Genomic DNA, 23323 nt, shown 5'->3' on the forward strand with positions numbered 1-23323 from the left:
AGGCCATGAAACATTCAAAATACATCATTTTAATTCTAACGGCACTATTTTTTATGGGATGTAAATCTGAAGAAAACAAGTTTGGTTTTAAGGTTTTTGAAACATCAGAAAGCGGACATAAACTTACAGAACTTAAGACGTTTAAAGAATTGGATAAAAAATCTTCTATAGTTTTAAATCCAGAAAAGACGTTTCAAACAATTACTGGGTTTGGTGGTGCCTTTACAGAGGCTTCAGCATACTTGCTTAACCAACTTAGTAAGTCTAATAGAGATACTATTTTAAAAGCTTATTTTTCAAAAGAAGGCGCGGGGTATTCGCTCGTAAGAACACATATGAATTCCTGTGATTTTTCGCTTTCAAATTATTCTTATGCACCAGTTGAAGATGATAAGGAACTGGAACATTTTAGTATCAATGAAGATAAAGATGATTTAATACCTATGATAAAGGATGCTATGGCAGCATCGGAGGCAGGTTTTAAAATCTTCGCATCGCCATGGACAGCGCCTCCATGGATGAAGGATAACAACCATTGGGTGGGTGGGAAATTATTACCGGAGTACAATGACACTTGGGCCCTATTCTTTTCAAAATATGTTGACGCTTATAAAGCTGAAGGCATTGATATATGGGGGTTTACCGTGGAAAATGAGCCTCATGGTAACGGGAACAATTGGGAGAGCATGCACTTTACACCCAAAGAGATGACAGATTTTGTTGAGTTTCATTTAGGTCCGAAATTAGAAGCTGATGGAAAAGGAGATATAGTGATTCTTGGCTATGATCAAAACAGAAGGTTTTTAAAAGAATGGGTAGACGAGATGTATAGAAATGACAGCTCATCAAGGTATTTTGATGGTACGGCGATTCACTGGTACGATAGCACATACGATTTCTATCCTAAGGAGCTACAATATGCTCATAACAAAGCACCGAATAAGTATTTAATTGAAACCGAGGGCTGCATCGATGCTCAGGTTCCTGTTTGGCAGGATGATGCTTGGTATTGGAAAAAGGAAGCCACTGATTGGGGTTATGATTGGGCGCCTGATGAAGATAAACACTTGCATCCCAAATACGCCCCTGTTAATAGATATGCTAGAGATATTATTGGTTGTTTAAATAATTGGGTTGACGGATGGGTTGACTGGAATATGGTTTTAGATAGACAAGGTGGCCCTAATTGGTTTAAAAACTGGTGTATAGCGCCTGTAATTGTGGACCCAGATGCCGATCAGGTGTATTTTACACCATTGTTTTATACCATGGCACATTTCAGCAAATTTATAAGGCCAGAAGCTAAGGTTATAGAAGCCATTAATTCAGATCCAGAATTGATGGTAACAGCAGCACATAATCCAGATGGCTCTATAGCGGTTGTTATTTTTAATGAAGGAAAAACACGTAAGAGTTTCGAACTTAAACTACATGAAAACTCTAGAGACATTACCATAAGTAAACAAGCTATTCAAACCATACAGATACCCTAAAAGACTTATGATGCAGATAAAAAACTAACGAAACCAAAGAGATTATGCCAAACGTTGAAACTAAATCTAAAGATAATGTACCAATTGGGCAAAAAGCCGCCTTTGGGGCTGGTCATTTTGTTCTTAATTTATTACCAGGTGCCTTGGGATTTTTTATGTTCTTTTTGTTGACTGCATTTGGCATGGATCCACTTTATGCAGGTATCTTAGGAGCGCTTCCAAGATTATTTGATGCTATTTCAGACCCAATAATGGGGTTTATAACCGATAATACAAAGTCTAGGTGGGGTAGACGAAGACCCTATATTTTTGTAGGAGCCATCTTAAGTGGCATTTTATTTGCTTTAACGTGGCAAATGTCATCTGAGAACTCCCAAATGTATAATTTTTGGTATTTTCTAACGCTAACCATTCTCTTTTTGGCTGGTAATACCATGTACGCAACACCACTTGTTGGTTTAGGCTACGAAATGACATCAGATTATAATGAGAGAACAAGATTGATGGCTTTTTCGAATACCATGGGTCAAATTGCTTGGATGATTGTACCTTGGTTTTGGGTTATAATTGCAGATCCTAATATCTATGAAACTCAAGCCGAAGGTGTTAGACATTTATCTATTATTGTAGGTTCCCTATGCGCGTTTCTTGGTGTACTACCTGCTATTTTCTGTAGAGGTATTGATTCGTCTCATATGGAAAACAGGAAGAAAATTACTTTTAAAACATTGGCCTCTAACTTAAAGGACCTTTGGGGAGGCATTATGCAAGTATCTAAGAATAAGCCATTCATGAAGCTTTGTGGTGCTACATTTTTAGTGTTTAATGGCTTTCAATTGGTAGCAGCGTTTAGTGTGTATATTATTGTGTTTTATATGTACAACGGAAGCTATGCGCAAGCTGGAACTTGGCCAGCGTGGTTTTCAACCATTACCGCGGTTACAACGGCTTTTTTGGTGATACCAATAATTTCAAAAATGGCCAATATATGGGGCAAACGAAAAGCCTTTATTATTTCAACAGTTATTTCTATCGTTGGATATACATTAAAATGGTGGGGTTTTAATACAGAACTTAACGCCAGCTTTAATGAGACGTCTTTTGGGCAATCTTTAAATAGTGGTGTGGCATCAGTATTCGAATGGTTAAACCCATTTTTAGAAAGTATTGGAATGACTTGGTTTAGTATTGATACGAGTCAAGGTTCTCCATGGTTAATCTTTATGCCTATACCATTTATTGCATTTGGGTTAGGCGGTTTGTTTACGCTTATGATGAGTATGACTGCAGATGTATGTGACTTAGACGAGCTTAACAATGGTATGCCTAGAAAGGAAGGTACATTTGGAGCTATTTATTGGTTAATGGTAAAAATAGGACAGTCAATTGCTTTATTCCTAGGTGGCTTAGTCCTAAAATTAGTGGGTTTTATTTCAGAAGCTCCAACCCAAAGTGCAGAAACCATGAATAGTCTTAGAATTGCAGATATATTGATTCCATCTATTACAGCAGGTTTGGCCATTTGGATAATGTATAAGTATAGTTTAAACGAAGAACGTGCAAGAGAAATAAAAGCATTGTTAATTGAAAGAAGAGGTGAATTATAAGGATTAGTTAATTAATATTTAAGAGTTATGTCTAGTAAAAGAAATCATAAAATCATGTCGTTGTCTGGTGGGCATCTTGACAATAAAACGACAAAAGGGTTACAGTATATTTTTGGAAAAATCTTAAAAGGAGGCATGCATGGCTTATGTTTTAGTCCTTATGAAGAAGGGCAGGAACCTGGAAGCCAAATTACAGAAGCACAAATACGAAGGCGCATGGAAATTATTCAACCTTATACCAAATGGATACGTTCATTTTCTTGCACGGATGGTAACGAGGCAATTCCAAGAATTGCCAAGGAATATGGTATTAAAACCCTCGTGGGTGCCTGGTTAGGGGATGATGATGAGATTAACAAAAATGAGGTCGCGGGATTAATTAAACTAGCGAATGAAGGCTATGTTGACATCGCCGCGGTTGGTAATGAAGTCATGTATAGAGGTGATTTATCCGAAAGCAAACTATTAGAGTTTATGAAGGGGGTAAAGGGCGCTATTCCAAATGATATTCCGATGGGGTATGTAGACGCGTATTATGAGTTTACCGAACGTCCACTTATAGCGGAAGCATGCGATGTTATTCTAGCCAATTGTTATCCGTATTGGGAAGGTTGTAGTTTAGAATATTCTTTGCTTTACATGAAAGACATGTTTCAGCAAGCTCTTAAAGCCGGGAAAGGTAAAAAGGTTATTATAACAGAGACAGGTTGGCCAAGTCAAGGCAGCGGTTTGCACGGTGCATTGCCCTCTTTTGAAAATGCAATGAAGTATTTTATTAACTCGCAGAAATGGTCGCAGGAAGACAATATAGACATGTTTTATTTTTCGTCGTTTGATGAATCTTGGAAGGTTGGTGCTGAAGGCGATGTTGGAGCTTATTGGGGGTTATGGGATAAAAATGAAAATATTAAGTTTGTTGATAAAACCTCCCTAGTTTCACGCGGTAAAAGATTGTTCAAAATGGTTTAACGGTATCATGAAATAGACGACCAGTCGGCTGGTTATTGACTCAAAAAGTCTCTTGAATTTTCCATATTCAGAGGCTTTTTTTATTACCATGGCGAGACACTAGGTCTTTTATTCAAGAAGTTTCATAAGTTGAGTTTTTATGAATGCATTTTTACCACAACATTACCACAACAAGTTGCTTTTTATCAAAATATTAGAATTTTGAAACCCCTCCTTATTAACCGTTTTTATTGAATAAAACACAAAAACAAAGAATGTTTTTTGAGTTGTATGTTTTTTGTAGTGGGTTAAAATGAGGAATTAATAATGTTGAAGTTTAATTTTAAAGAAACTAAATATAAACATTTTTTAAAAGAGTTAAATTATGAAAAAAATTACGATTTTGGTTATGCTTGTTTCCTTCTTAGGGTTCTCGCAAACAATACCAGTAGATTTTGAATCGAACATTATTATAGGTGACAATTGGAAAGCAGATAGCGGTTTAGCTTCCGTAGCTGTAACAGATGATCCTATAACTTCTGGAAAAGGAAAAGTGGGACAAATTAATAGCGCTGCATCTGGACAACCTTGGCAAAATGCCCAGTTAAAAATGACCACCAACTATTTAGATTTAACAAATGCGACAGGGAGCAAAATCATTACTGTCGATATTTACACTACGGCTGCTCAAAGTTTTCTTTTAAAACTGGAGTCAACAAAAGATGGTGTTACGGGAAACACAGAAAAAAGCTTTACTACAGCAGGTTCTGGTTGGGAAACTATTAATGTTGATTTTTCTACACCTGATCAGGGGGATGTTCCTAATGATCAGTACGCTTTGGTTGTTCTATTTCCATGTTATTCTCCTGGATTTGGCACACCTCCTTTTGATGGAACAACTTATGTGGACAATGTTTCAGGAACAGTAGGGGCAGCAATTGCTCCGGCAGTACCTAATGAAGTAACAGTTGATGTTAATGCTAACTGGATAGCTTACATGAACTGGTTTAATACGCCTGCTGACGGTGGAGGCTTCGCCGGAGGAGATGGCTGGGCCGTGGTCGATGTGAAAACTACTATAGGAGCCGAAAATATTACATTACAACCTAATTTTAGTACTTATGCCAATGCTGTTGGAGGTGATGACGCGGCAAGAGCATATTGGACTAATTCTCCGGATAATGGAGTTACAGCCGGGCCTACAGGAAATAAAATTATGGAGGCTTCTACTTTTGTAGAACCTGGAGCTTCATTTAATGGATCAGATTTAACGTTTTCTGGAGAAATAGTTTCTAATACTATTGATGGCGAATACACCGCGCAGTTTTTTATAAAGGCGTTAGATCCCAATAACGGTTTTAGTGATGCTTTGGGAGGTTCTAAAGTTATGACTTTACCTGCCTCTGGCTCGTTTTCTGTTTCCGCTACAGGAGCCGAATTAGCTCCTGGATTGATTATTCAGTACGGATTTGCAATCAACGGGCTTAATGCCAACCCTGCAGATGAGGTGGCGTTGGGAAGTGTTGTTGTTGGAGCTTCTACACTTAGTACATCTAGGGTGACTGATGCAGAATTCAAAGTGTATCCAAATCCCACTCAAAACACATGGAATATAAAATCATTAGACTCAGAAATAACCAGTATTAATGTAATTGACGTTTTAGGAAAGACCGTTATGAGCTTAAACCCAAATAGTTCAAACGCAATTGTCAATGCGTCTTCTTTAAAGACTGGTCTATATTTTGCTGTGGTTGAAACGTTATCTGGAGTGGAAAGTATAAAACTTATTAAGAACTAATTAGTTTTAGGTAGTTTATTAAGTAGTTTGTAAAGGAGCGAGGCAATCAATCGAGTCTCGCTCTTTTTTTTCGCAACGGTTGTTTGTTATCCGGGATTTTAAAACCTAAGATATTAAGCCTGTCTTAATATAGTTTAATCAAATATCCCCAATGTCCCAGACGGTCTAAAATAAACTGAATCAATATTTAATGTTATGATTAAAAATTTTATATGTCTTGTTTTAATTTTAGCTTCAACAATAGTTAAATCGCAAATAGGGGTTGGCAGCGGAAGTTACACAACTAATTTTCCTGGAACGGATTCCGCTGGAAGAAACGGGTTTCCATCAGGAACGCCACAACTGTCAGGCAATGCATTAGGCAAACCTGTACCTACAAACGATTGGTGGTCTAAATTAATAAAGGAAGATCATGCAGATAATTTATTTAATTATCCCATGACCATGAAAACAACCAATACAGGCCTTATTGTTACCTATATTCCTTTTGGGGTTATCGGGGACTCTGCCCCGATTCAGGTTGGATTAACAGGGCTAAATACAAACAAAGCAACCGTTTCCGATTATTCTGACTGGACAGTTACCATGAATTGGAATGATGGTAATCATGAACTAAAAGCAACCTCAGGAATTGGGATGCCTTTCCTATATTTTGAAAAGGAAAGCGATGATGTTTTAGAAATCAAGGTAAATGCTGGTACGGTTTCAATCTCATCAGAAATGCTAATTATAGAAAATGCGAGTGGAGAGGTAGATTTTGTTTTTTATGCACCTTCGGGAAGTACATGGACAAATAATGGAAGCACCTATTCTTCAACCTTAAATGGGAAAGACTATTGGTCTATGGCCATGTTACCACAAAGTAATACCGACCTAAATGCGCTTGCTCAGGAATACAAAAAGTACGCCTATGTGTTTCCTACTAATACGACCACAAACTGGTCTTACAACCCAAGTACAGGTGTTGTGCAAACAAATTTTTTAGTAACTACCGAGACTAAAGAAGGAAGCGAAACAAATATTTTACAAGGTTTATTGCCTCATCAGTGGGATAATTTATCTTCTATGTCTGCAACACCCAATGGATATAGTTATGATGGGGTGCGGGGAGAAATAAAAACCATGGATGGAAATGGATTTATAGTTGAAAACACATATCATGGTATTTTGCCAACAATGCCATATTTAGCAAATTATAGTGAAAGTTTTGACCCCTCAGAACTAGATACAAAAATTTCTCAAATTGAGAATGACCAACTAGCAACCTGGACCGATTCTTATAATGAAGGTCAGGTTATGAATCGTTTAATTCAATCTGCTAGAATTGCTGATCAAACGGGTAATACAGAAGCTAGAGATAAAATGATAGCTACGATAAAGGAAAGGCTAGAAGACTGGTTAACCTATGAGTCTGGCGAGAAGGCCTTTCTATTTTATTATAATAATACCTGGTCGGCTATGTTGGGTTATCCAGCAGGTCATGGTCAAGATACTAATATTAACGACCACCATTTTCACTGGGGCTATTTTATTCATGCAGCGGCTTTTATGGAGCAATTTGAACCGGGTTGGGCAGATGACTGGGGAGGTATGATTAACTTTTTAATTAGAGATGCAGCTTCCATTGATAGAAATGATTCTCAATTTCCGTTCCTAAGAAACTTTAGCCCCTATGGAGGACATTGTTGGGCAAATGGAATGGCTTCTTTTCCTCAAGGAAATGATCAAGAATCTACCTCAGAAAGTATGCAATTTAATTCATCATTGATTCATTGGGGAACCATTACAGGTAACGACGCCATTAGAGATTTAGGGGTATATCTTTATACGACAGAACAAACGGCTATAGAAGAATACTGGTTTGATATGAAGGAGCGTAACTTTGGGCCATCACAGCAATACAGCCTAGTATCTAGAGTTTGGGGTAATTCTTATGATAACGGCACTTTTTGGACATCAGATATTACAGCGTCCTACGGGATCGAGTTATATCCCATGCATGGAGGTTCTCTTTATCTTGGACAGAACAAAAGCTATGTTGAAAAAATTTGGGAGGAATTAAAAACCTATACAGAAATATTGAGTACAACAAGTACCAATCCTAATTTATGGCATGATACCATTTGGAAGTATTTATGTTTTATAGACCCTCAACAAGCTATTGATTTGTATAATTCTTATGCAGACCGTATCATGAAATTTGGCGTATCAGATGTACAAACCTACCATTGGATTCATGCCATGAATGCTATGGGAACTTTAGAGGCCTCAATAACGGCAAATTACCCAATCGCGGCCGCTTTCAATAAAAATGGAGATATAACCTACGTGGCTCATAATTATTCTAACAATCCAATAACAGTTACGTTTTCAAATGGATTCGAATTGAGTGTTCCTGCGAATCAAATTGCAACAAATAAAGATACTAACGTCTCAGGTGTCATGTGTAGCGACTTTAATCAAGCCTATCCTAATGGAAGTGTTAACTTAACGGTACAGACTTCAGGATCAGGAATAACTAAGGTTGTTTTTTATGACGGCAATGCGATATTAGGAGAAGCCACAAATTCACCATACGAAATGAAAGCTACCAACCTGACATTAGGCACTCATGGGATGTACGCTAAAGTATATGAAGGGGAGCAATTTAACGTGACTAATATTGTAAACATTCAATTAGGGGAACAAGTGCCTTACTCGGGAACAGCCATTCAAATTCCTGGAACATTTGATGCGGCTCATTATGATATGTATCAAGGAGGTAATGGTCAAGGAATAGCGTATGTTGATATCTCTCAAAACAATCAAGGCGATTTTAGAACGGATGAATATGTTGATTCGGCTGCAAATGCTTTAGAAGGGGCTATAGTAGGCTGGATTTCTTCAGGCGAATGGATAGAGTACACCATAGATGTACAAACTGCAGGTATTTATGATTTATCGTTTCGATATGCTTCTGGAAATGCAGCTGGAGGTGGGCCGCTTTATTTTGAAATTGAAGGAAATAAAATTAGTCCCGACATTGTTGTTAGTGCAACCAGTAATTCCAATTGGACCACATGGGCCACCAAGACAGTCAGTAATATTGAATTAAATAAAGGCACTCATGTTCTAAGGTTGGTCTTTACTAAAGGAGAACTTAATATAGGAAGAGTTACTTTAGCACGTACCGGAGATTTAACATATAACCCACCGGTAGCCCATGCTGGAGATAACGTGTCTGTTATTTTACCTAATACAACAGCCACTTTAGATGGTTCTCAAAGTACGGATAGGGACACACCCAATTTAAACTATAGTTGGGAACAGATCTATGGGCCATCAACCATTAGTTTTTCAAGTACTTCGGTTGTTGCTCCAATTGCTTCTAATTTAGAAGAGGGAATTTACAAAGTTAAGCTTACAGTTGATGATGGTTCTAATACGTCCAATAGTACCTCGCTAATCATTGTTACTCAAACAGGTAATGTGGTTCCAACAACATCAATTACAAACCCAATGGATAATTCAGTCTTTAAAGAAGGGGAAGATATTGAGATTTGGGCTTCAGTAACTGATTTGGATGGTACTGTTGCAAAAGTTGAGTTCTATGATGGTACTACAAAAATAGGTGAAGATGACTCTGAACCATATAGCTTTGAATGGAGTGATGCAAGCATAGGAGCGCATCAAATTTCTGCAAAAGCTACTGACAATGCAGGTGGAGAAGGCACATCTCAAACTATAAATATTTCTATAGATGAAGTTAAATTATGCGAAGAAATTGGAACCTCGGCATTGCAAGGGTCGTTCTCAATTGGTTACAAGAGTACTTTTGAAACCATAGGGTCTGATGTAATCATAACTTTTGAATTATTGGATAATGATAAGTTTTCTGGCAATGCTTATTTATGGCAAGAGACGCCATTTGCTGAGTCTCAGATGGATTTTATTGAAACTAATAAGTTTTCAAAAACAATTAGTGGAGTTACAAGTGGGGAAACCTTAAGCTATGCTTGCAAGTTTGAATTTTCAGGAGGATTAGCAGTTACAAATTATGTTCGCTATATTGTTGGTTCTGATTGTTCTGGTGGAAATGACACTGAAGCACCAGAAAATTTTACAGTTTCAATAGGGACAGTAACCCCCACATCTATTGACATGTTATTAAATGCGACCGATGATTCTGGAACCGTAGTCTATAATGTATCTTATAATGGTAAAAATGATGGCATAACAGGAGATTCTGGAGTTGAAAAACCAATGACTATTAATGCGTTACAGCCAGAGACGTTATATACGTTTACTATTACTGCAAGTGATTTGGCAGGTAATAATGCTGCAAATAATCCTATAAGAATACAGGCTACAACGGCAGTTAGTGCAAATACCGATTGCTCAGGAATAAGTGCTGATGCCCAACAAGGAGGCTTTGATATAGGCTACAATTATAGTTTTGAAACTTCGGGTACAGATGTAACATTTACGTTTGAGCTCTTGGATGATAAGGACGGTGTTATTGCGTATTTATGGAGGCAGAGCCCCTTTAGTGAAACTGCTATGACTCCTGTACCTGGTCAGCCTAAAACTTTTAGAACTACGATTTCAGGTCAAACGATAGGGGAAACTATTAGTTATGCGTGTAAATTTGCTTTTGCAGGAGGGCTAGCTGTAACAAAATACTTTTCTTATGAAGTAGGTGATAGTTGTATTTTGAGTACAGATCATCTAGAGTCGAATGGTTTTAGTGTTTATCCCAATCCTAGCTCGAATGTTTGGCATTTAAAATCGACTAATGTATTAGTAGAGGTTTTAGAGGTTTTTAATGTTCTGGGGCGAAAAGTAATTGTATTATATCCAGAATCAAGAAAGGTGTCTATAGATGCTAGTGATTTAGAATCAGGACTATATTTTGCAACGATTAAAACAGAACAAGGAGTTAAAAGCATAAAGCTCATAAAAAAATAGTTTAGTAGTTTATTATGTAGTTTATAGAAGAGCAGGGCAGTATTACTTTGCTCTTTTTTTATGTTTCTAACTTAAATTTTGAATATTAATAGTTTGAAATATTTCTTTACTTTGTATAAAGCTACAATAACTTATGATTGATGATATTTTAACGGCTATTCCCTTTGGTATAATACTGGCCTTTACAATTGGTCCAGTATTTTTTGTGCTCCTAGAAACTAGTGCAACCAAAGGTTTTAGAAGTGCCTTAATTTTTGATTTAGGGGTTATCCTAGCAGATATTATATTTATTGTTATTGCATTTTACAGTACAAACAGTTTAAGAAGTAAAATAGGCAACGATCCTAGTTTTTTAATTTTTGGAGGCGCCTTACTTATTGTTTATGGAATAATTTCATTTTTAAAAACATCCAAATCTTTTCGGGCCATTGTTAAAGAGTACCATAAAGTAGAAATTCAAAAAGACTACGGAAAGTTATTTGTAAAAGGGTTTCTCTTAAATTTTATCAATATTGGGGTGTTATTAGGTTGGCTAGGGTTTATTGTATTGGGAGACTCATTAACGTCATCAAAAAATGGAGGCGTTATTTTTATTGTTTCAATGCTTATATCTTACTTCGTATCAGATATTTTTAAAATATTAATTGCTAAACGCTTGAAAGCAAAACTCACCCCTCGCCTTATATTTAAAACCAAAAAATTGATTGCCTTAGTTATTTTAGGTTTTGGAGTGCTATTATTTGTGCAAGGACTCTTTCCAGAAGCTTATGAAAAGAATAGAGAAAAGCTAGAACACATAGCCCCTATGCATTAAAAAAGTCTCTAGGATTTTTCTAGAGACTTTTTTGAGGCGTCAAGCGGATTCGAACCGCTGTAGAAGGTTTTGCAGACCTCTGCCTAGCCACTCGGCCATGACGCCATTAGTGCTGCAAATGTAAAAAAAAAAGTGATTTTATGGGGTATAAAATTACTTTTTACGTCTATCAGTCATTTTTATTGTAACGCGCTCTACATCACCTCCAATAGGTGGGTTTAATTTACTAACCCACACGGTGGCTTTTTTTACCATACTATCTTCAGTAAAAATTCGATTTAATATACGCTTTGCAACGGTTTCAAGAAGTGCAGAAGGCACGTTCATTTCTTCTTTAATTACCCTATTTAAAAAGACGTAGTCCACGGTGTCTGTCAATTTATCAGTATTAGCGGAGGTTTGTAAATTAGCTTTAACCTCAAGGTCAACCCGGTAATGGCTACCAATTTTTGTTTCTTCTTTTAGGCATCCGTGATGTGCAAAAACACGAATATTCTCTACTTTAATTATTCCCATTAGCTTGTAAAAAAGTCAAAAACGTTACTTAAAGCACTCGTTTTGGTTTTATAGAATTCAGTATACGTGCATTGGTCACAAGTGATAGCGGTGAACTTTTGATTTTGAATATCGAATATTTTTGAGAAAGTTCCTCCTGTAGCTCGCATTTGTCCAACGGTATAGGTTTTATTATGGCATTTCGGGCAAGTGTAATTTAAGTTTTTCATCGTAAAGAATTAATAAATTAAGTGTCTTAGCTATTGGTGTATTAAATTCAAACTTTGTTACGCTTCCCTAAAATATTAAGCTAAAATAAAGGGATTTTCCGTAATTTTGACGCTTATTTAGTTGAAATAAATCAGAATATGTCTGAAGAAAGAAAATCACTCAATTTTATAGAGCAAATTATAGAAGAAGATTTGGCTAATGGACTGTCAAGAGCCCATTTACGCTTTAGATTTCCACCAGAGCCAAATGGCTATTTGCATATAGGTCATACTAAAGCCATTGGTATTAGTTTTGGTTTAGGTGAATACTATAATGCTCCTGTTAATTTGCGTTTCGATGATACGAATCCAGCCAAGGAAGAACAGGAATATGTCGATGCTATTAAGCGAGATGTAGCTTGGTTAGGTTACAAATGGGATAAAGAATTGTTTTCTTCAGATTATTTCCAACAATTATACGATTGGGCAGTTCAATTTATAAAGGAGGGCAAGGCTTATGTAGATTCGCAATCTAGCGAGGCTATGGCTGAGCAAAAAGGAACTCCTACAGAACCTGGAATTGACGGACCTTTTAGAAATAGAAGTGTAGCCGAAAACCTGGACTTGTTTGAACGTATGAAAAGTGGCGAGTTTGATGAAGGTGCACATATTTTGCGCGCTAAAATAGACATGCAGCATCCCAATATGTTGATGCGCGACCCGATTATGTATCGTATTTTGAAAAAGCACCATCATAGAACTGGTAACGCATGGTGTATCTACCCCATGTACGATTGGACGCATGGTGAAAGTGATTATATAGAACAAATATCACATTCGCTATGTTCTTTAGAGTTTAAACCCCATAGAGAACTTTACGATTGGTTTTTAGATCAGGTTGTTGTTAGTGATAAGTTAAGACCTAAACAACGCGAGTTTGCTCGATTAAACTTGAGTTATACTATTATGAGCAAGCGTAAGCTGCTTAAGTTGGTAGAAGAGAAGGTTGTTAATGGATGGGATGATCCAAGAATGCCTACTATTTCTGGATTAAGACGCAGAGGTTACACGCCTAGTGCCCTAAGAAAGTTTGTTGAGACCGTTGGGGTGGCTAAAAGAGATAATGTAATAGATGTCTCGCTTTTAGAGTTTTGTATCCGCGAAGATTTAAATAAAACAGCACCAAGAGTTATGGCTGTTTTAGATCCTGTAAAGCTTGTAATTACTAACTACCCTGAAGATAAAATAGAATGGTTAGAGGCTGAAAACAATCAAGAAGACGAAAGTGCTGGTTTTAGAAAAGTGCCTTTTTCTCGAGAGTTATATATTGAAAGAGACGATTTTAAAGAAGAAGCAGGAAATAAGTTTTTTAGATTAAAATTAGGAGGCGAGGTCAGACTTAAAAACGCCTATATAATTAAGGCCGAAAGCGTTGTTAAAGATAACCAAGGACATATTACCGAAGTACACTGTACCTATTCTAAAGATACGGCAAGACGTGTAAAAGGGACCTTGCATTGGGTCTCCATAAGTCAGGCTATAAAAGCTAAGGTTAGAGAGTATGATAGGCTATTTATGGATGAAGCTCCAGACAGTCATCAAGACAAAGACTTTATGGAATTTATTAACCCTAATTCTTTAAAAGTAATTGAGGCGTTTGTAGAACCGAGTTTAAAAGATGCCAAAGTAGGAGATAGGTTTCAGTTTCAACGTTTAGGGTATTTTAATGTAGATGACGATTCTACTTCACAGGCACTAGTATTTAACAAAACGGTTGGATTAAGAGACTCTTGGGCAAGACAAAAACCTAAGCCGCAGCAACAAAAGCCTCAAAACAATCAAAAGCCACAACGAAAAGCTATCGATGTTATTCAGCAATTGGGTAAAAAATACACGAATTTACCAGAGGCAAAACAACTTAAAGTAAGGGCTGAGATTTTAGATTTGGCTAAAAATGTTAGTTATGAAGAATTAGAACCACTTTTTAATACAGCTGTTAAGAAGGTTGGTACTCGTATTGCTGTAACTCTTGTAATTGGGGTTTTGCTAAGAGATGGGCGAGAGAGAACTGCAGAAATAGATGCTTTTATTGAAAAAGCCTTACAGGATAAAAACACAGTGTTAGTGTCTGAAGCTCAGGGTGTTTAGACTGGTTTGAAAATCTGGTTTTAATGGTGTCTTAGTTTTTTTAACTATATTTAATAACAAACTAAACATTTTTAAATATGGAATTATTAAACCCGGTTGCAATGCTAATTGCAGCAGTTTCGGCTCTTGTAGTTGGATTTATTTGGTACAATCCAAAAGTATTTGGTACAGCGTGGATGCAGGCAGCAGACATGACTGAAGAAAAAATGAAAGGAGCCAATATGGCCAAGATTTTTGGAATGGCTTTGTTTTTTGCTTTCTTATTGTCTACAGCCTTGCCAGGCATTGTTATACACCAAATGGGTGTTTTTAGCCTTGTAGGAGGCGACCCTTCTGCAGCATTGCCTTCTTACGAAGCGCTTATGGCAGATTACGGAGATGCCTTTAGAACGTATAAGCATGGAGCTCTGCATGGCATGCTAACAGGCATATTTATTGCCTTACCAATTTTAGGAACCAACGCCTTGTTTGAAAGAAAAAGTGCTAAATATATCTTTATAAATGCGGGGTATTGGATTGTTACATTAGCTGTTATGGGAGCTATTATCTGTGGGATGAAATAAAATTTTGTAATCTTTTAACATAATTAAGGACTGAGAATTGTAATTTTCAGTCTTTTTTATTCTCTATTGAACACGTATAAGATATATGAAACAACGAACGCCTTGCCTAAAGCCTGGGATAGTTTAGTGTCTCACGATTTGTTTCTTCAAACCAAATATTTAAAAGCACTCGAAACTGGGGCTCCTTATAATATTGAATTGTTTTTTATTGCAGTTTTTAGAGATGCAAGTTTGGTTGGTGTGGCCGTTGTACAGCGAGTAAAATTGTATCTTGAGGATATGTTCAGAAAAACTCAGGTGTCTTGCGTTAAAGAGTTTTTTCAAAATCTGGTGTCTAAGGTTTTAAGGGGCAATATTCTGGTTGTTGGCAACTTAACTCAAACAGGTCAACACGGGGTCTATTTTAATGAAGCGCAAATACCATATAATGCGTATTTAAAATGTCTATCTGAAGCACTTAACACTTTAAAAAAAGATATAAAGAAAAAGCAAGGAAAAACCATTCGCTTAATTTTATTTAAGGACTTTTTTAGTAATGATATAAAATACAATAGGGCCAAGGATTTTAGTGAGCTTAATTTACATAAAGTATCTGTGCAGCCCAATATGATACTAACCATATTAGATGATTGGAAAACGCGAGAAGATTACAGATCCAGCCTAACAAAAAAATACAGAGATCGGTATAAGCGCGCCCATAAAAAGTTAGCTCCAACTAAATTCAAGGAGCTCACCGCAGAAGAGATAAGTAGCAATGCAGAAACATTACACAGTCTGTATTTAAATGTTTGTAACAATGCCAAGTTTAACACCTTTATACTGCCTGCAAGTCATTTTGTTGCTCTAAAAACTAATTTAAGAGAGCGTTTTAAGTTAGTAGCTTGTTTTGTTGAAGATAAATTGATTGGCTTTTACTCATTAATTTTGAACAATTCGAACTTAGAAACTTATTTCTTGGGCTATAATCACGACTACCAGCAGTCACATCAATTGTATTTAAATATGCTCTACAATATGCTTCAATATGGTATAGAGCAAGAGTTTAAATCTGTTGTTTATGCAAGAACAGCTATGGCTATAAAAAGCTCTGTTGGAGCAAAGCCTTACCCAATGGTTATGTATATGAAACATACCAATGCCTTATTAAACTTGCTACTTAAACCTGTTTTTAAGCTAATGAACCCAAAGCAAGACTGGGAAGAACGCCATCCTTTTAAGGAAGATTATGGCAGCAATAAGTTTGTTTAAGGCCTTATAGTTTAAACAGGAGGCTTTTCTGAGAAATAAAATCTAAAAGGCAAAGTATATAAAGAATATGCTTGATGTGTTTTTTATTTTCTTTTTAGGTGTTAATTTAGTTTCAAATTCCAATAAATGAGTCTAAGGTCTCTCATATTAACTATCACAAATGGCTTAGTTTTTATAGTCGTTTTAATGTTGTCATTTACTTTTTACAATCAATTTTCCAACACTATTGATGAACGAATTCTTCTTCAGTTAAATTCAATAAAGACTTTAAAAAAGGTTCAGATTGAGAATTTAATAAAGAATGAATGGGATTTATTTCTGTCTGCCAAGCCAGTTTCAAGTAATCTAGATAGTTTAGATTTAAAGGAGTCCTTTAATTTACCTCAGACTTCTGGTGTTTATGATGTAACACAACATACTAAAAGCGGTTATACGCTTATTGTCATGGTTTCTGTTGAAGACTCTATAACTAGAATTAAGGGTATTGACAATAATAAAGTTACCGAAATATTACTGGAAAGGGCAGGTATGGGAAATACTGGCGAATCGTATCTGGTTGGGCATGACTTTTTAATGAGGTCGCCTTCGCGATTTTTTCCGAATAAAACCCCTTCAAAGATTAGAGTGGATACAAAGGGTGTGAGAGATGCTTTTCAAGGAAATATCGGGAAAGATGTTTTTGCTGATTACCGGGGTGTACAAGTATATAGTGCTTATAGTCCAATACAAATTTTCAATTTAAGTTTGGTTATTCTTTCAGAAATAGATACCAGTGAAGTTACAGCGCCTTTAAAGAATCTTAGAGTTAGACTTTTTGGGTTAATCGTTATAATTATGTTGGTAGCGGTAGTCCTTTCCTTATTTTTAACAAGACTTATTACAACCCCAATTTTAAATATGCAGAACAGCTTAAAGGTTATGGCGGCTGGAGATTATAGGGATGGTAATGAATCTGTTAAAATTTCTAATGAAATAAAAGAAATGTTTGACGCTTTGGCACATTTAAAAAAATCACTTCAAGGGGCGGTACACTTTTCAAAAGAAATCGGAGAAATGAATTTGAATAGCAAGTATTTACCGAAAAGTGAAAGTGATGTATTAGGAATGAGCTTATTAAAAATGCAGGACAAGCTTATTGAGTATAGAAATAATGAGAATAAAAGTAGCTTAAATGCAAAACGATTGCTTGTTGATGGACTTGAAAAGGAAAGACAAAGACTGTCTAGAGAATTACATGATGGTATAGGACCTTTATTAACAACGCTAAAATTTTATATTGAAAACAAAATTGAAAGTAAGGAACAACAAGCCGAAATGAAGAAAATAGTGGACTCGACTATTAATGAAATAAGACTAATGTCTAATGCTTTAATGCCTTCTGCTATTAATGACTTTGGTGTAGGGGCTGCATTATCAAATTTTATAGAAGGAGTCAATAAATCTGCTAATGTGGATATAGTTTTTGAGGATTTAACCAAAAAAGAGAAAAGTAAAATAACCAAGGCACACGAGATAAATATTTTTAGAATTGGTCAGGAACTAATAAACAATGCCTTAAAACATTCTGAAGCTAAACAGATAAGAATAAGCTTATCTGAGTTTGACGATTTCGTTTCTTTTTTTTATTTTGATAATGGCAAGGGCTTCGATATTAACCACGTAAAATTAGGGTCGGGAATTGTAAATATTAAAGAACGCGTAGAAATTTGCAAGGGCCAGATACAGATAAACTCTAAAGACGGAAATACAACCTTTGAAATTGAATTACCTTTAAACAATGAGTAATATAAACGTAATAATTGCAGACGACCATGAACTTTTTAGAAATGGACTAGCCGAACTATTGAAAAAATATGAGGATGTTCAGATTGTAAAAAGTGTTAGCGATGGCCAAGAGTTTATAAGTCTTATTCAAACTCAACAGGATATAGACGTTGTATTGCTAGATATTGCCATGCCTAATATGGATGGTTTTCAGGTGTTAAATGAAATGAAAGCCCTTAATTCTTCAGTAAAGCCCATCATAATATCGATGCACGATGATGGCAATTATATTGCCAAATGTGCAAAGAACGGTGCATACGGATATTTGTTAAAAAACACTGATCAGGAAGAACTTATTAAGGCGATACGAATAGTACATGCTGGCAAAAAATATTTTAGCCCGAGTATATCAGAAAAAATGATAAACTTCATGTCCGATAATAGTGTTAGTGCCAATATTCTGTCAAATAAAGAACAGGAGGTTTTAGGTTTAATATCGGAGGGGCTTACAACTAAAGCAATAGCGACGCAACTATTTGTTAGCTCCAGAACCATAGAAACGCATCGTGCCAATATTCTAAGAAAACTTGAAGTTAAAAATACGGCAGAACTTATAAAAAAAGCCGCTAAAATTAATTTAATTTAACATCCCTATCCGTATAAATACGGATGCAAAATACGTGCTTTCTCTTATAAGCGGCACCTTGGTTTTAGATGTATTTTTATAATGAATTTAAAACGGAGAAATTATGAAGAAATTAGCAGTATTATTAGCACTTATGTTCGTATCCATAACTTCTTTTGCACAAAAAAGAAGTGATTTAAGAGGACCACAATATAAAAACTATAAACCTTGGAAGCACGATACCAAGTCTACACCTCTATACACTTCAAATACTAAGGAAGGGCTTAAAGGGCCTGAATATAAAAATTACAAGCCTTGGAAGAATAAAGGGGAAGCTAAGTATCAGGAAGTAGCAACAACCGTAAATGAAAGGGCAAAACTAACAGGGCCTAAGTATAAAAATTACAAGCCTTGGAGAAATAAAAAGGCGGAGGAAAGCACTGTAGTTGCGAGGCATAATGAATTAGATCAAGAGTAAGCAAGTACGCAATTATAAGAAAAGGCATTTAAACCACGTTTAAATGCCTTTTTTCTTGTAAAATTATTAAGCTTTAGGGGGTTTCTTTTTAGCTTCTTTCATGGCTTCTCCTATTTGGTTACTAGCCGTAAAGCTGGCCACCATATCATTGAGCATATTACTACCTGCTTGGGGTGCATTAGGTAATAAAATGAGGTTGCTATTCGTTTCTTCACCTAGAGATTGTAATGTGTCGTAGTGTTGGGTTACTACAATAAGCGCAGAGGCTTCTTGGCTATTAATACCAACACGATTTAAAACCTCTACAGACTCCTCTAAACCACGGGCAATTTCACGTCTTTGGTCTGCAATACCTTGACCTTGTAATCGTTTGCTCTCGGCCTCCGCTTTTGCTTTTTCAACTATTAAAATACGCTGGGCGTCGCCTTCAAACTGAGCCGCTATTTTTTCGCGTTCTGAAGCATTAATTCTATTCATAGCTTCTTTTACCTGAGCATCAGGATCTATATCTGTAACAAGTGTTTTAATAATGTCATAGCCATACTCCATCATAGCGTCATTAAGTTCTGCTTTTACTGCAATGGCAATGTCATCCTTTCTAACAAAGACATCATCCAACTTCATTTTAGGAACTTCTGCTCGAACAACATCAAACACATAACTGGTTATTTGATCGTGGGGGTAGTCCAATTTATAAAAGGCGTCATAGACTTTGTCTTTAATAACTTTATACTGTACAGAAACTTTTAGGCGCACAAATACATCATCAAGGGTTTTGGTTTCTATGAGGACATCTAATTGCTGGATTTTTAAACTTAAGCGACCTGCAACTCTATCAACTAAGGGAATTTTCATCTGTAAACCAGATTGACGGATGCTTGTATACCTACCAAAACGTTCAATAATAGCAGCGCTTTGTTGTTTTACAATAAAGAAGGATGAGATTAAAACGAACAGCGTAATAATAATAAAAGGAATAGAAAAGAGACTCATAACTATTTTTTTAGATTAGAAAATATTAAGATACAAAATGTATTTTATCCTAGGGTGCAGCTATTTAATTTTGTCTGCAATTAGGAGTTTAATTATTAGTTGTAATAAGGGGTGTTTTGTTACAAAAAATCAATTTCTAAGTTATAAAGCATATAGACTCCATAACGTATGGGTTTCGGATAACCGACTTATTTAAAAGTGGAATTTAAATCTTATTGCCCTGCTCCCAAATTAAGTACCAAACATTTAATTTTACACTTTCTTGTAAACAATAGCTTTATATTTCAAACTGTTTTAAGCACAATTCAAATTATAGAAGTTTACTATTTGATAGACAAGATTTTTCTTAAATTGTTTTTTAATCAGTTATTACTAAGAATTTTTGATTTGGTAGGTGTTTCAGCGCCATTTTCGTAAAAATCAATTTTCATAGTAATAGGTTTAGAAGGAATATAAACCCTAAGGTCTGTCGTTAAGTCATCTGAAGTTGCTTCCAGAACTTGCGTGTGATAATCTCTATCTAGAATTTCTATAAACCAATTTACCCTTGAAGTTGTTGAATAACTCCAGTAAGTCGGAATTTCTTCATTTGGGTGAGTTGATGTTCTTGTTATTATTATTTTTAAACTGGTGTTTTTAGGCAAAATAGCTGAAAAACTATAGCTCTCTCGAGGTTTTGCTTCGGTAAATGAACTCGCTAAAATATTATCGCCAAAAAAACCTGTTTCTGGGTATTCTATACTAGCTGGAAGCGTGGTAAATGTTTCTTCATTGCCATAAGCCGTAGTACCTTCACTATTTGTTGCATAAGCTCTTACATAATACGTTGTATTTGGAGTTAAATTAGTAAGTGCGCTTTCAAAAACACCATGATCACTTCCGTCATCAGTTTTATTATTGTTTATAGTAGGATTAGTTGTGGTACTCCAGCAAATGCCTCTGGTAGCAATTTCAATTCCATGGTTATCTGTAATATCCCCGCCACTTTTAGCGGTAGTTTGTTCTATATCACTAATAGTTGTAGTTGTAAGAATTGCGGCAGGTGCTTTAGTTTTAAAAGAAATATCTTCTCCATAAGCAATTTCTCCTTCGCTATTAATGGCGTATGCCCTTGCGTAATATGTTGAGTTTTCTGTTAAGGATGTTAGCGTAGAACTAAATTCTCCTGAGCCTGTTCCATCACTTGTAAAATTTCCATCAATCGTTGGCAAGGCTTCAAGACCCCAGCAAACACCTCTTTGAGTAATTAATAGATTGCTTGGGAATTCAATATTTCCATGTATTACAGCTGAATTTTGTGTAATATCAGTTGCCTCTATAGACGTTACTTTAGGTAAAGGCAATTTTGTTTTAAAAAGTATAAAGTTGCCATAAGTAGTTTCTTCCGCTGAAGTTGCATAGGCTCTGGCATAATAGGTTGTGCCGGGGCTTAATTCTGTAAGTTCACTTTCAAAATCATCATTCCCAGGGCCTTCTTTGGTAGCATTATCGCTAGTATCTGGATATAAAGAAGTTGTAGACCAGCAAATACCTTTTTCTAATATATCTACATTTTCCACATTCATAGTTGCAGCAACAGTTGCAGATACATCTTCAATAGTAGAAGCTTCTAATGTTAGTAGATTGACTAATGAGGGGTTTGTTTCAAAGAGAATAATCTTTCCATAACTTGTACCAACTCCATTAGTTGCATATGCTCTTGCAAAGTATGAGGTTCCTGGTTGTAAATTTTCTATTTTACTTGTAAATTTTTCATCTCCTGCGCCATGCGTTGTTTTGCTGTCGTTTAGGTCTGGTTCTACAGAAGTTTCAGACCAACATATGCCTTTTTGAGAAATTGGACTGTTTCCATTACTTGAAATAATCCCAGTAATGTCTACAGAATTATGAGTAAGATTCGTAGTTTGTTCTGTTGTTAATTCTGGTAAAAAGGTAGGTTCTTCGTCCTTTTTACTACAGCTTAAAATGAGCATAACAAGACAAGAAAAATGTAGTAATTTGCTTTTCATAGCTGTTTTTTTTATTTGACAGAGTAATGTATTTATGATATTGATAGGCATGGTTCGTTCTTTAGGATCTTTTTATAAACTGTTTTGTTATGATGCGTAGGTTCTTTTAAGGAAAGTATATTTATTAAATAATTCTATTTTGCCATGCCTTTAATAAAGTCAATGGAGTCATTGAGTTTAATTATTTTTTTTAGTTATTTGCTGCATTTAAGGGATTAGCTCAACAAATGTAGCTTTAAATTATAGGACCCTAAGCTACAAATTTTAGATTATACTTGATGGTTTATTTTAGGGGTTTTATATTTTTTTTATGTCATTTTGTTTATTCATGCCTATTTTCTTTTACTCCAAGTACTATGATTTTTACCAGTATAATTGATACAAATTATATCATTTATGAATTTAATCAATAATTAAAAGTTTGAATTCAAATACACAATAGTAGTTCTTTTTCGGTGGTAAGTTCGTCTAAAATTTTCAGTTTAAAGGGTTCTGAATACCGTCTGATGACTTTGTCATTTTTATACATAATGTTTAAAATTATGTAGCCTTTATTCAGGACGGGTCAAAATGTTTTACAACGGTCTTGTATATGAAAAGTAGCGGATTTTACGCACTAACTTTTCGGATTTTCACTAACCTTAAATTTATAAAATTCATTTCCGTTTAAGCACTAAAACCGCTATTTTTTATATACGTTGTTGTGTTTTCGTACTTTTTTCCGCAATCTTGCTAGCGTTGGCAAAGACATACTCTTTTGCAATTTTTGACTGTGTAGTGGCTGTAGCGAATTGCAAATGTGTATGGCTTTTAGCGTTGGCTTATTTCAGATATATTTCGTCTTTCACATAACTTGCGTTTAACCAAAAACAATGCTTTGTATATTCAGTCAATCCTGTTAATTTATCTGCGACAGGTAATTCATAAGTATCTGCTGCATTTCTTGCGTGTGGTCTAACGTGACTTATCCTGTTTTCAGTTTTCTTTGGAAAATAAGTTTTTCTTACACCTTTTTCAGTTACTTCTTTTACGATTTCTCCACTTGCAACTGTCTTTACCATTTTGTAAGCTTCCCTATAAATCGAACTGTTTAAAAGTGTAAAAATAATATTAACTTTAAACAGTAATTATGAGAAAAAGTAAATTCAGTCCCCAGCAAATAGCTAAGATTTTAAAAGAGTTCG

Annotated in this window: 17 protein-coding genes and 1 tRNA gene; 12 read left to right on the top strand and 6 right to left on the bottom strand. The window is 35.6% G+C overall.

Going from position 1 to position 23323, the window contains the following annotated elements:
* The first annotated feature begins 5 nt into the window (after positions 1-5).
* From E5D58_RS13840 to E5D58_RS13865, 6 genes are all read left to right on the top strand, one after another.
* Positions 6-1493, top strand: a complete 1488-nt coding sequence (locus tag E5D58_RS13840; RefSeq protein ID WP_136482766.1) for a glycoside hydrolase family 30 protein — start codon at positions 6-8, stop codon at positions 1491-1493.
* 44 nt (positions 1494-1537) lie between these two features.
* Positions 1538-3100 (top strand): MFS transporter, encoded by a 1563-nt coding sequence (locus E5D58_RS13845; RefSeq protein ID WP_136482768.1) that lies wholly within the window; start codon positions 1538-1540, stop codon positions 3098-3100.
* A gap of 27 nt (positions 3101-3127) precedes the next feature.
* The gene (locus E5D58_RS13850) at positions 3128-4069 is read left to right on the top strand and encodes a glycoside hydrolase family 17 protein (RefSeq protein ID WP_136482770.1); all 942 of its coding nucleotides are present in this window, start codon (positions 3128-3130) and stop codon (positions 4067-4069) included.
* A 364-nt stretch (positions 4070-4433) separates the two neighbouring features.
* Entirely contained in the window at positions 4434-5846 is a 1413-nt protein-coding gene (locus tag E5D58_RS13855; protein WP_136482772.1) for a T9SS type A sorting domain-containing protein, read from the top strand.
* Positions 5847-6041: 195 nt separating this feature from the next.
* Positions 6042-10793, top strand: a complete 4752-nt coding sequence (locus E5D58_RS13860; RefSeq protein ID WP_136482774.1) for a glycosyl hydrolase — start codon at positions 6042-6044, stop codon at positions 10791-10793.
* Between the two features lie 133 nt (positions 10794-10926).
* Positions 10927-11607: a LysE family translocator gene (locus tag E5D58_RS13865; protein WP_136482776.1), complete on the top strand. Its 681-nt coding sequence runs from the start codon at positions 10927-10929 to the stop codon at positions 11605-11607.
* A 34-nt stretch (positions 11608-11641) separates the two neighbouring features.
* Here E5D58_RS13865 and E5D58_RS13870 read toward each other — a convergent pair.
* The 3 genes from E5D58_RS13870 to E5D58_RS13880 form a co-directional block, all read right to left on the bottom strand.
* Positions 11642-11712 (bottom strand) — tRNA-Cys (locus tag E5D58_RS13870).
* 48 nt (positions 11713-11760) lie between these two features.
* Positions 11761-12123, bottom strand: a complete 363-nt coding sequence (gene folB / locus E5D58_RS13875; protein ID WP_136482778.1) for a dihydroneopterin aldolase — start codon at positions 12121-12123, stop codon at positions 11761-11763.
* Positions 12123-12332 (bottom strand): zinc ribbon domain-containing protein, encoded by a 210-nt coding sequence (locus tag E5D58_RS13880; protein WP_136482780.1) that lies wholly within the window; start codon positions 12330-12332, stop codon positions 12123-12125. Before E5D58_RS13880 ends, folB begins: the two co-directional genes overlap by 1 nt.
* 138 nt (positions 12333-12470) lie before the next feature.
* Between E5D58_RS13880 and E5D58_RS13885 the strand changes: the two genes are divergently transcribed.
* From E5D58_RS13885 to E5D58_RS13910, 6 genes are all read left to right on the top strand, one after another.
* Positions 12471-14459, top strand: coding sequence for a glutamine--tRNA ligase/YqeY domain fusion protein (locus tag E5D58_RS13885; protein ID WP_136482782.1), 1989 nt, complete (start codon positions 12471-12473; stop codon positions 14457-14459).
* Between the two features lie 77 nt (positions 14460-14536).
* Positions 14537-15022, top strand: a complete 486-nt coding sequence (locus E5D58_RS13890; RefSeq protein ID WP_136482784.1) for a DUF1761 domain-containing protein — start codon at positions 14537-14539, stop codon at positions 15020-15022.
* Positions 15023-15124: 102 nt separating this feature from the next.
* Positions 15125-16270: a GNAT family N-acetyltransferase gene (locus E5D58_RS13895; RefSeq protein ID WP_235835925.1), complete on the top strand. Its 1146-nt coding sequence runs from the start codon at positions 15125-15127 to the stop codon at positions 16268-16270.
* 126 nt (positions 16271-16396) lie between these two features.
* Positions 16397-18055: a sensor histidine kinase gene (locus E5D58_RS13900; protein ID WP_136482788.1), complete on the top strand. Its 1659-nt coding sequence runs from the start codon at positions 16397-16399 to the stop codon at positions 18053-18055.
* Positions 18048-18680: a response regulator gene (locus E5D58_RS13905; protein ID WP_136482790.1), complete on the top strand. Its 633-nt coding sequence runs from the start codon at positions 18048-18050 to the stop codon at positions 18678-18680. The genes E5D58_RS13900 and E5D58_RS13905 overlap by 8 nt, the downstream gene beginning before the upstream one ends.
* Positions 18681-18783: 103 nt before the next feature.
* Positions 18784-19137 carry a hypothetical protein gene (locus E5D58_RS13910; RefSeq protein WP_136482792.1) on the top strand — a complete coding sequence of 118 codons (354 nt, stop codon included), beginning with the start codon at positions 18784-18786 and terminating at the stop codon, positions 19135-19137.
* Between the two features lie 66 nt (positions 19138-19203).
* Here E5D58_RS13910 and E5D58_RS13915 read toward each other — a convergent pair whose 3' ends face one another.
* The 3 genes from E5D58_RS13915 to E5D58_RS13930 all read right to left on the bottom strand — a co-directional run bounded on the left by E5D58_RS13915 (position 19204) and on the right by E5D58_RS13930 (position 23200).
* Positions 19204-20130, bottom strand: a complete 927-nt coding sequence (locus E5D58_RS13915) for an SPFH domain-containing protein (protein WP_136482794.1) — start codon at positions 20128-20130, stop codon at positions 19204-19206.
* Between the two features lie 362 nt (positions 20131-20492).
* Positions 20493-22139: a fibronectin type III domain-containing protein gene (locus E5D58_RS13920; RefSeq protein ID WP_136482796.1), complete on the bottom strand. Its 1647-nt coding sequence runs from the start codon at positions 22137-22139 to the stop codon at positions 20493-20495.
* 821 nt (positions 22140-22960) lie between these two features.
* Positions 22961-23200: a PDDEXK family nuclease gene (locus E5D58_RS13930; RefSeq protein WP_205660324.1), complete on the bottom strand. Its 240-nt coding sequence runs from the start codon at positions 23198-23200 to the stop codon at positions 22961-22963.
* Positions 23201-23323: the final 123 nt, after the last annotated feature.

The sequence above is a fragment of the Cognatitamlana onchidii genome, from assembly GCF_004804355.1.
Taxonomy (GTDB): domain Bacteria; phylum Bacteroidota; class Bacteroidia; order Flavobacteriales; family Flavobacteriaceae; genus Cognatitamlana; species Cognatitamlana onchidii.